The organism is Burkholderia sp. FL-7-2-10-S1-D7 (assembly GCF_001524185.1).
GTDB classification, from domain to species: Bacteria; Pseudomonadota; Gammaproteobacteria; order Burkholderiales; family Burkholderiaceae; genus Burkholderia; species Burkholderia diffusa.
In genome coordinates this window covers 38,409-47,748 of record NZ_LOWY01000094.1, presented here as the reverse complement: position 1 = coordinate 47,748, position 9,340 = coordinate 38,409, and the positions used below count along the sequence as shown (strand labels likewise).

Sequence of the window (9,340 nt, the reverse complement as noted above, 5' to 3'; positions counted from 1 at the left end):
GAGGATCAGCTCGCTTCCATCAAGCGCCCACACTTATCGGCTGTTAATTTTTAAAGAGCATTTCTGCGAGAAACCTGGAGTTTCTCAGCAGCGCCGCGTTTTCAGCAGCAGAGAAGCGAGATTATTAACCGTTTTTTAAAACTCGTCAACAACTTTTTTAACTACTTCGTTGCGACGACTGCGGTTTAATTTCGTGTGCACTGGAGTCGCTACAACCGATCCCAACCGCACCGCTTCCTTTCTTCCCCCGCGCCGCGTTTCCGTTAGCGCGAAAGAGGCGTGATTCTATGCACCTGCCCCGGTCTCCGCAAGCACTTTGTGAAAATATTTTTACAAGCGGGCTCGGGACCGTCGAGCCGCCCCGATGGGTGCTCATGGAAGCCACTCGGCACGATGCGGGCGAAATGGCCTTTGAGCAACCTCGCCCGCATCGAGCGTAACGCTGCGTCACTCAGCGCCCCACCATCGCCTTCACCACCCCATCCCGCCGGATCAACCGGTGATACAGCGCCGCCGCAAAGTGTGCGAGGAACGTCACGAAGAACAGGTAAGCCAACACCCGGTGCGCGACCCTGAGCCAGGCAAACGTCACCGGATCGGCCGCGACCAGCGCCGGCAACTGCACGCCGCCACCCAGCGTCACCGGATACCCGCCCGCCGACAGCATCGCCCATCCGATCAGCGGCATCGCCAGCATCAGCGCGTACAGCACGAGATGCGACCCATGCGCGGCAACCTTCTGCCACCCAGGCAGATCCTCGGGCAACGCGGGCGGCTTCGACACGAACCGCACCACGATCCGCACGCAAACCAGCACCAGCACGGCAATTCCCAGCGGCTTGTGCAACGCCACCAGGAAATCGTGCCGCCCGGAAACCGACGCCACCATCCCCACCCCGATGAACAGCATCGCGACGATCATCGCGGCCATCACCCAATGCAGCAACCTCGCCGGCAAGCCAAACGTCGTCGTAGCCTTCATCATCGTCCCTCCGCACTCAGTCGCGCCGCGCCGGCCACGCCGGCCTCTTCACTCGTCCGGCGCAGATACGAATCCGCATACGCCGCCGACCGCGCCGCCAGCAACGGATCCCCCGACACCTGAATCCCCTGCGGCAGCACCGTCGGGTCGTAATTCACGTCCCGGCACGGCCCGCTGTCCTGCGGCTCCACGCGATCGAGCACGAGCGTGCCCGCGTCGATCGTCGTCCGCTGCGCGGGCCAGGTCCTCGTCGCGTCGTCCACCGGGTCGCCGGGCTCCGCCAGCGTGACCAGCAGCTTCCACTTCTGCGCACCGTCCGCGATGCGCCGCGTCAGGTCCTGCTGCAACACGTTCGGATCCGCGGCCGTCGCGACGTCGCCGGCCCCCGTCATCTGCTCCGGCACGACGCGCCACCGCACCGCCTGGCGCCTGCCCGCAGCATCGACGAAGTAGAACGCGTTCAATCCGTAATAGCTTTCGGTGACGTAGCTCGCGCTCGGCTTCGCACCCTTCACCCATGCGCGGAACGCTGCCGTTTCAGGATGCGCGCCGAAAAACGCCTTCACCTTCGCCGGATCGGGCTTGCCCGTCGCCGGATCCGGCCGGGTCGCCAGCAACTGCGCGTAGAACGCCTTCGGCGTCGCCACCGGAAACACGGGCATCGCGTTCATCCCGGTCCGCCATTGCTGGCCGTCCGGTGCGGTGAGCTTCAGCGCGAGGCTGCGGATCGGCACGCTGCTGTCGGGCGCATACGGATTGCCGCCCGGCAGCGCGAAGCGCCCGACCACCGGCGTGCGCACCGCCTTGAAGAACGGCGCGACCGAATACGCGCTCGCGGCGCCGTTGCCTTCGAAGTAACCGGTCACGCACACGCCCTTCGCGTGATTGCGCCGGAAGCCCGGATGCTCGCCGCCGGCCGTCTGCAGCGCGTCGACGAGCCGGTGCGGGGTCAGACGCGCCGGCGCAAGCCAGCCGCCGACATACCCGAACGCCACGGCCACGCCGGCCACCGCGCCGCCGATCACGGCCCAGCGCCACCACCCGCGCCCGGGTTCGCTCGGCGGCGAAGAAGAGGAAGATTGCTTCATGGATGCACTCCCGATCATCAGATCATTGTCGAACGCGTGTAGGACGCCACCCGCGCCGCTTTATTCCATGGAGAAATTTTTCGTATGCTGACGGAATAAGCGACGCCGACCGGCGTCCTACGCGGCATCTCCACGCTTATCGGCTCGCGCCCCGGCCATGCCCTCAAACGCCCCCGACGACGACGCATTGCGCGAACTCATCCCCAGGCTGCGACGCTTCGCGCTCTGGCTGGCGCGCGACGTTCACGCCGCCGACGATCTCGTCCAGTCGACGCTCGAGCGCGCCCTGTCGCGCTGGGCAAGCCGCCGCGACGACGCGTCGTTGCGCAGCTGGCTCTTCACGATCCTTTACCGGCAGTTTCTCGACGGCAAACGCAGTGCGAAGCGCTACGCGTGGCTGCTCGGCCGCATTCGCGACGACGACGAAGCGCACTGGCCGTCCGCCGAACGTGAGGTGGCCGCACGCGCGACGCTCGAGGCGTTCGGCCGGCTCTCCGACGAGCAGCGCAGCCTGCTGCTGCTCGTCGCGGTCGAAGGCTTCACCTATCAGGAAGTCGCCGACCTGCTCGACGTGCCGATCGGCACCGTGATGTCGCGACTCTCCCGCGCACGCCAGGCACTGCGCCAGCTCAGCGACGGCGAACTTCCCGCTCCTTCTCTCCGCGTGATGAAATGAACCACCTCCATCCCGACGAACACGATCTCCAGGCCTACGTCGACGGCCAGCTCGACGACGACGCGCGCGCCGCGGTCGAGCGATATCTCGCGCTGCATCCGGAGAGTGCGGAACAGGTAAGGCAATGGCAGCAGGATGCGCAGCGATTGCGGGCCGCGCTCGAGAGCGTGCGGATGCCCGGTCGGAATCCTGAGCTCGATCCGGCTGCGATTCGGGCGAAGCGTGCGGAGCGCTCGCGGATGCGGTTCGCGATGGCGGCTTCGTTCGTGTTCTGTATCGGGCTGGGGACGTTTGGCGGGTGGCAGGCGCATGAGTGGAACGCGCCGCCTCCGATCGCGCCGATGAGCGATGCGGTCGAGGCTTACCGGATGATGGTCGTCGATCAAGCCGCGAAGGTGGATTTTCGGCCGACCCGTGCGGGAGATTTGCAAGCGTGGCTCACCAGACGCGTCGGCGCGTCGGCGCGGCTGCCGGATTTGAGTGCGGCCGGGTTCAGGCCGGTTGGCGGGCGGCTGTTTACGACGGACAGCGGTGCCACTGCCGCGATGGTGCTCTACGAGGACGATGCCGGGCGGACACTGAGCTTCTATCTCCGGCCGGCGGAATCGAAACACCGGCTGCTGCCGGCCGGGCAACGCGTGGATGGGCCGTTGCTCGCGCGGTATGGGTCGGTGAACGGGCTCAATTTCGCGGTGGTCGGGCCGGCCGGAAGCGTCGCGCAGAAAGCGATCGTGCAGGCGCTCGATCAGCAGACTTGAGTGGTGCGACGCGCGCGCGGCTGGTAATCGGTGGGTGTCCGTCGACGCCCCGAATGATGCGGCTCCTGACTTGGGCGTGCTTACTGTCACCACTTGCTCGCACAGCGTTTCGACTGACTTTCGCGGTTTGTTGTCCACATCGAAACAACACCGGCAACCTCGCCCGTTCGGAATCACAGGGTTTCGAGTCGCTGCGGAGCGGGATATCCACATCAATCATGTCGACACCGCGCGCGGTCATCCGTCGACTCGCTCAGCTTCGGCCTGCACAGTGTTTCGGGTTGTTTTGGCGTGCGGTATCCACAACCCGCAAGGTACCGCAGAACATCTGCGCCGGATTCAATTTCCTAATCCGTGTAGTGCACAGGCCTTCGAGTGGTTTGACTGCTCGATATCCACAATGCACTCCGCCACGACGGAGTCTTCAGGCCGAGCAGCGTCGCGATATCGAGCTGGACGGAACACCGATTGACCTTGTCGAAATTCAATCCGGTCATCCCGCTCCCCGAGTCACGAGCTCACCTCCGGTACGACGATGACATGATTGTCATAACGGATCCTCGTACAACCGCGGCCACATCGGTCATGAGCTGCGCTACGCGGCCAGCAATATCCATCACCAGCGTCTCGTCGACGGGGCCTGTCGTGAACCTGGCGACTTTGCAGATGCGAGCGTTCGGGCTGGTCTCCGGCTTCGACTTCGCGTCATTCATCCACCGCGCGCAGTGCATATCCTTCCCGGATCACAGTCGACGAACTGTGCTTATCCAAAGGTGTTAACAGGGTTCGTATATATACGTAGTGATAGTTAACAAGCCCACCGCCTCACAGTGGATAACTCCTGTAACACCATGAATTTTCAACATGAAACGGAATGCATAACCACAGGTGATGCACAGGAAAATCGCTGTGCATCACAGAACAACTTTCCGTCGATTCACAGCCGCGGCGACATATCCTCAATCGTTCCACTGTGAATCCAGAGGCTTGCCGGACGGTTATCCATAGCACGCTGTGGATAAGTTGCGGCGCCAGCCCGCCGAGGATCATGGCGACGCCCCCCATTGCGTGTACGACACACGCTCGCCGAAGAACACGATTCCGGCCAGAAAGACGAGCACGAACATGAGCGCGGTAAACGGATACACGACGGTGAGCCCGGCTTGCTCAACGCGAAGATCCAGAGCACCGTGCCCGCGCCGTAGCAAAGCAGCCCGCAGTGGGGATCAACCCGGATGCGATCGCAATTCGCTTCGCGCACGGTGCGCCGCTCATGCGCGCCATGCTCGATCGAATAAATTTCACAAAAGGGACTTGCGCACCTCCAAAACCCTCTCTATAATTCGCGGCTTCTTAGGCTCGTAGCTCAGTTGGTTAGAGCACCACCTTGACATGGTGGGGGTCGTTGGTTCGAATCCAATCGAGCCTACCAACGAACAAAAGAAGGGGTCTGGCAGCACGCATTGCCTACAGGCAATCCGGCTTGCCAACATACAAACGCCACGCGGCAACATCGCGTGGCGTTTTTCTTTTTGCGGCCGAAATCGTGCATGCCCGGGCGATGCTTCGAGCGGCAAGCAGCGGGTAATCGGCAACCGCTCGTCGAGCATCAATGCAGATGCTTCAATTTGTCAGGATTCCGCACGACATAGATCGCGACGATTTTCCCGTCGTCGATCTCGAGCGCCGTGGTCTGCAGCTCGCCGTCGGCCTCCAGCGTGACGAAACCCGGCAACCCGTTGATGAACCCGGCACGCACGAGCTTCGACGCATGCGTGGCGAACAGTTCGGCCAAGTATGCGTGGACCTTCATCACGCGCTCGAAGCCGAACACCGGCTTGCCCGCGGCCGCGCGCTTGCCGCCGCCGTCCGAATGCAGGCTCACGTCCTCGGCGAGCATCGCGCCGAGCGCGCGCATGTCGCCGCTGCGTGACGCCGCGAAGAACGCCTCGGCCAGCTCGATTCCACGCTGCTTCTCGACATGAAACCGCGGCCGCGCCTCGCGCACGTGCGTGCGTGCCCGCGCGGCGAGCTGCCGGCATGCGGCCGGGTCACGCTGGATCGTCGTCGCGATCTCGTCGAACTCGAGGCCGAACACGTCGTGCAGCAGGAAAGCAGCGCGTTCGAGCGGCGACAGCCGTTCGAGCGCGAGCATCAGCGGCAGCGTGACGTCCTCGTGTTCATCCTCCTCGACGACCGGCTCCGGCAGCCACGGGCCGATATAGGTCTCGCGCTGGTGCCGCGCGGACTTCAACTGATCGAGGCACATGCGCATCACCATGCGACGCAGGAACGCCTCGGGCACGCGCACCTCCGTGCGATCGACGCCCATCCAGCGGATGAACGCCTCCTGCACCATGTCCTCGGCGTCCGCGACGGAGCCGAGCATCCGGTACGCGACGCGGATCAGCGTGCGACGCAGCGGATCGAAGCTCGCCGCTGCGTCGGCCCGGTCGTCGGCGCTGCCCGCGGCCGGATCGAGGCGGGTCATCAGGCCACCATCTTCGCGGCAGCGGCTTTCGCTTCAGCCGGATCGATCCACAGCCCGAAGCCGACGGCCAGCCGGTTCCAGCCATTGATCACGTTGATCATCACCGTGAGTTTCACCTGTTCCTCCTGGCTGAAGTGGTCGTTCAGCGCCGCATACGCGGCTTCGTGCGCGCCGTGGCCCTCCGACAGCCGCGTGAGCGCGTCGGTCCAGCCGAGCGCCGCGCGTTCGCGGTCGGTGTAGCAGGGCGCTTCGCGCCACGCGGCCAGCAGATTGATGCGCTGCTCCGTCTCGCCTTGCTCGCGCGCCTCGACGGTGTGCATGTTAAGGCAGTTCGCACACGCGTTGATCTGCGACGCGCGGATCTTGACCAGCTCGATCAGCGTCGGCTCGAGGCTCCCGGCAGCGGCAACCGATACGGCCATCCAGTTCTTCATCAGCGCAGGGGCGGCGGCAAACGGATTGAGTTTCGCAGTCATGGTTCCTTCTCCTTTCGTGTGGGTTCCGGTGATATGACGAGCGAGGCTCCCGTGCGTGTGACATCGGCGCGAAAAATTTTTCAAAAGCCGGGAAACGCACGGAGGGCAGGGCAGTTGAACATCGCACCGACGGCCGTAATGCCAGCGTGCGGATCGGGGCCGATATCGACCGCATGACGCCGTTGCGCCGGTGAACGCGTGTCGTCGACCTTTCATGCGTGCCGCGAGACTGTCATGAGGTGGCGGTCATGCCGACGCGCAGGCATGCCCATTGCGGTCGCCTGCCGAGCCCCGCCATCAACGGGCATCGACGGTTCGCCAGCGCCGCCGCTCGAAGCGCGAGTGCTTTCATTTGTCTTTCGCATTTGTTTCGCCCGAAATCCGATTCGCGACGTTCACATTTCTGGCCCATACTGTTCTGCACGGGCAGATGACGTGACGCCGCACCAGCGGCCCGGCGCGCGCGCCGGCTGCCCGACATCGCAGCAATGAAGGTCGCACGCCAGCCGCGCGCATCCGAGCGCAAGGCTTTCCTTTTTCCGGCAACGCAACGCAGCGAATCGCGACGTGGACGGTAAACCGATGAGCCTCCTTGCATCCCAGCTTCAGCGCCGTTATCAGGACGTGCGCGCCCATAGCGTCGCGTTGACGGCGACGCTATCCGTCGAAGACCAGGCCGTGCAGTCGATGCCCGACGCGAGTCCGGTGAAATGGCATCTTGCGCATACGACCTGGTTCTTCGAAACCGTCGTACTGATGCGCCGCGTGGATGGCTACGCGCCGTTCGACGACGCGTTCCAGTTCCTCTTCAATTCCTATTACGAAGCGCTCGGCCCGCGCCATCCGCGGCCGCAGCGCGGGCTGCTCACGCGTCCGTCGCTCGACGAGGTGAGCGCGTACCGTCGGTACGTCGACGACGCGATGCTGCGCGCGCTCGACGGCGCCGATCCGACGATGCTCGCCACGATCGCGCCCGAGATCGAACTCGGCCTGCATCACGAACAGCAGCATCAGGAGCTGATCGTCACGGACATGCTGCATGCGTTTTCGTGCAACCCGCTGAAGCCCGCGTTCCGGCCGCTCGATCGTGCCGATGGGCATGCGGCCCTGGCCGCGGGCGATGCCGGCCCGTTGCGCTGGCTGCATCAGCCGGGCGGGCTCGTCGAGATCGGCCACGACGGCGACGCGTTCTCGTTCGACAACGAACGGCCGCGCCATACGGCGCTCGTGCGTCCGTACGAGATCGCGAACCGTCTCGTGACGAATGCGGAATTCGCGGCGTTCATCGCCGACGGCGGCTACGCCCGCCCTGAATACTGGCTGTCGGACGGCTGGGCGACGGTGCAGCGGGAAGGGTGGCGAGGGCCCGCGTACTGGATTCCCGACGACGACGCTGGGCCGGACGCCGTACACGCGTGGCGCGCGTTCGGTCTGCACGGCGTGGAGCCGCTCGCGCCCGATGCGCCCGTGTGTCACGTGAGCTTCTACGAAGCGGCCGCGTACGCGGAGTGGGCCGGCGCGCGCCTGCCGACCGAATTCGAATGGGAAGCCGCATTCGGCGCGGATGGTATGCAGCAGATGCTCGGGCACGTGTGGCAGTGGACCCGTTCGTCCTACGAGCCGTATCCGGGCTTTCGGCCGCTCGCGGGAGTCGCCGCCGAATACAACGGCAAGTTCATGGTCGGCCAGCAGGTCCTGCGCGGCAGCAGCATCGCGACGCCGCCGGGGCACGAACGGCCGACGTACCGCAATTTCTTTCCGCCGGCCGCGCGCTGGCAATTCACGGGAGTGCGACTTGCGCGAGACGTCTGATCTGACGGCCACGAGCGGTGGCCTGCAACCCGCCCGCGATTCGCGGCCGAGCGCGTTCGAGCGCGACCTGATCGACGGACTGTCGCGCACGCCGCGCAGCATTTCGCCGAAATACTTCTACGATGCGGCCGGGTCGGCGTTGTTCGACCGCATCTGCGAGCTGCCCGAGTACTACCCGACGCGTACGGAACTCGGCATCCTGCGCGATCGCGCGGCCGAGATCGTGCGGCGCGTCGGCCCACACGCGGACATCGTCGAATTCGGCGCGGGCTCGCTCGAGAAGATCCGCGTGCTGCTCGACGCGTGCGCGGATAACTACGCGAACGCGCCGGCGCGCTACGTACCGATCGACATCTCGGCCGACTACCTGCACGGCGCCGCGGCGCGGCTGCGTGCTGCGTATCCGTGGCTCGACGTCGCGCCGATCGCGGCCGACTACACGAAGGCCGAGCAACTGGCCGAACTGACGGAGACGCCGCGCCGGCGCATCGGCTTCTTCCCCGGCTCGACGATCGGCAACTTCTCGCCGGAGGAAGCCGACGCGTTCCTGCGCGACGCCGCGCGGCTATTGCGCGGCGGCGGCCTGCTGGTCGGCGTGGATCTCGTGAAGGACGAGCGCACGCTGCATCGCGCGTACAACGACGCGCAGGGCGTGACCGCGCGGTTCAACCTGAACCTGCTCGTCCGCGCGAACGCGGAACTCGGCGCGGACTTCGATCTCGACGCGTTTTCGCATTGCGCGTTCTACGACCGCGAACGGCAGCGCATCGAGATGCATCTCGTCAGCGATATCGCGCAAACGGTGCACGTGCGCGGCCACGCGTTCCGCTTCGAGGCGGGCGAGCACATCCATACGGAGAACTCGCACAAGTTCACGATCGACGGCTTCCATGCGATCGCGCGCCGCGCGGGCTTCGAGCCCGACACCGTGTGGACCGACGCGGACAACCTGTTCAGCGTGCACTGGCTGCGCAGCGTCGACGATATCCGCGCGTAACTTCGTTCGATTCGCGTGCAGCGGGCGGCGCCGGCGCGTTTTCCGGCAAAAATTCCCGCC

General features: G+C 65.0%; 8 protein-coding genes and 1 tRNA gene. 5 read left to right on the top strand and 4 right to left on the bottom strand.

Going from position 1 to position 9,340, the window contains the following annotated elements:
• Nucleotides 1-451: 451 nt before the first annotated feature.
• Nucleotides 452-985: a cytochrome b gene (locus WS75_RS27945; protein WP_059685415.1), complete on the bottom strand. Its 534-nt coding sequence runs from the start codon at nucleotides 983-985 to the stop codon at nucleotides 452-454.
• Nucleotides 982-2,070: a catalase family peroxidase gene (locus WS75_RS27940; protein ID WP_059685413.1), complete on the bottom strand. Its 1,089-nt coding sequence runs from the start codon at nucleotides 2,068-2,070 to the stop codon at nucleotides 982-984. Before WS75_RS27940 ends, WS75_RS27945 begins: the two co-directional genes overlap by 4 nt.
• Before the next feature lie 157 nt (nucleotides 2,071-2,227).
• On the opposite strand from WS75_RS27940, the gene WS75_RS27935 reads away from it, so the two are divergent.
• From WS75_RS27935 to WS75_RS27915, 3 genes are all read left to right on the top strand, one after another.
• On the top strand, nucleotides 2,228-2,746 hold the full coding sequence (locus tag WS75_RS27935) for a sigma-70 family RNA polymerase sigma factor (RefSeq protein ID WP_059685411.1): 519 nt from the start codon (nucleotides 2,228-2,230) through the stop codon (nucleotides 2,744-2,746).
• Nucleotides 2,743-3,504, top strand: coding sequence for an anti-sigma factor family protein (locus tag WS75_RS27930; RefSeq protein WP_059685409.1), 762 nt, complete (start codon nucleotides 2,743-2,745; stop codon nucleotides 3,502-3,504). Before WS75_RS27935 ends, WS75_RS27930 begins: the two co-directional genes overlap by 4 nt.
• A gap of 1,355 nt (nucleotides 3,505-4,859) precedes the next feature.
• Nucleotides 4,860-4,936, top strand: a tRNA-Val gene (locus WS75_RS27915).
• A gap of 177 nt (nucleotides 4,937-5,113) precedes the next feature.
• Here WS75_RS27915 and WS75_RS27910 read toward each other — a convergent pair.
• Nucleotides 5,114-5,995, bottom strand: a complete 882-nt coding sequence (locus tag WS75_RS27910) for a sigma-70 family RNA polymerase sigma factor (protein ID WP_059685405.1) — start codon at nucleotides 5,993-5,995, stop codon at nucleotides 5,114-5,116.
• On the bottom strand, nucleotides 5,995-6,471 hold the full coding sequence (locus tag WS75_RS27905; RefSeq protein WP_059602222.1) for a carboxymuconolactone decarboxylase family protein: 477 nt from the start codon (nucleotides 6,469-6,471) through the stop codon (nucleotides 5,995-5,997). The genes WS75_RS27910 and WS75_RS27905 overlap by 1 nt, the downstream gene beginning before the upstream one ends.
• A 582-nt stretch (nucleotides 6,472-7,053) precedes the next feature.
• Here WS75_RS27905 and egtB point away from each other — a divergent pair.
• Together egtB and egtD are read left to right on the top strand one after the other, a co-directional pair.
• Nucleotides 7,054-8,283 (top strand): ergothioneine biosynthesis protein EgtB, encoded by a 1,230-nt coding sequence (egtB, locus tag WS75_RS27900; RefSeq protein ID WP_059685403.1) that lies wholly within the window; start codon nucleotides 7,054-7,056, stop codon nucleotides 8,281-8,283.
• Nucleotides 8,267-9,280: an L-histidine N(alpha)-methyltransferase gene (egtD, locus tag WS75_RS27895; RefSeq protein WP_059685401.1), complete on the top strand. Its 1,014-nt coding sequence runs from the start codon at nucleotides 8,267-8,269 to the stop codon at nucleotides 9,278-9,280. Before egtB ends, egtD begins: the two co-directional genes overlap by 17 nt.
• Nucleotides 9,281-9,340: the final 60 nt, after the last annotated feature.

What these genes read in the sequence shown, in the direction of transcription:
- WS75_RS27945 (WP_059685415.1), bottom strand. Translation starts at nt 985, where the DNA reads ATGATGAAGGCTACGACGACGTTTGGCTTGCCGGCGAGGTTGCTGCAT.
- WS75_RS27940 (WP_059685413.1), bottom strand. Translation starts at nt 2,070, where the DNA reads ATGAAGCAATCTTCCTCTTCTTCGCCGCCGAGCGAACCCGGGCGCGGG.
- WS75_RS27935 (WP_059685411.1), top strand. Translation starts at nt 2,228, where the DNA reads ATGCCCTCAAACGCCCCCGACGACGACGCATTGCGCGAACTCATCCCC.
- WS75_RS27930 (WP_059685409.1), top strand. Translation starts at nt 2,743, where the DNA reads ATGAACCACCTCCATCCCGACGAACACGATCTCCAGGCCTACGTCGAC.
- WS75_RS27910 (WP_059685405.1), bottom strand. Translation starts at nt 5,995, where the DNA reads ATGACCCGCCTCGATCCGGCCGCGGGCAGCGCCGACGACCGGGCCGAC.
- WS75_RS27905 (WP_059602222.1), bottom strand. Translation starts at nt 6,471, where the DNA reads ATGACTGCGAAACTCAATCCGTTTGCCGCCGCCCCTGCGCTGATGAAG.
- egtB (WP_059685403.1), top strand. Translation starts at nt 7,054, where the DNA reads ATGAGCCTCCTTGCATCCCAGCTTCAGCGCCGTTATCAGGACGTGCGC.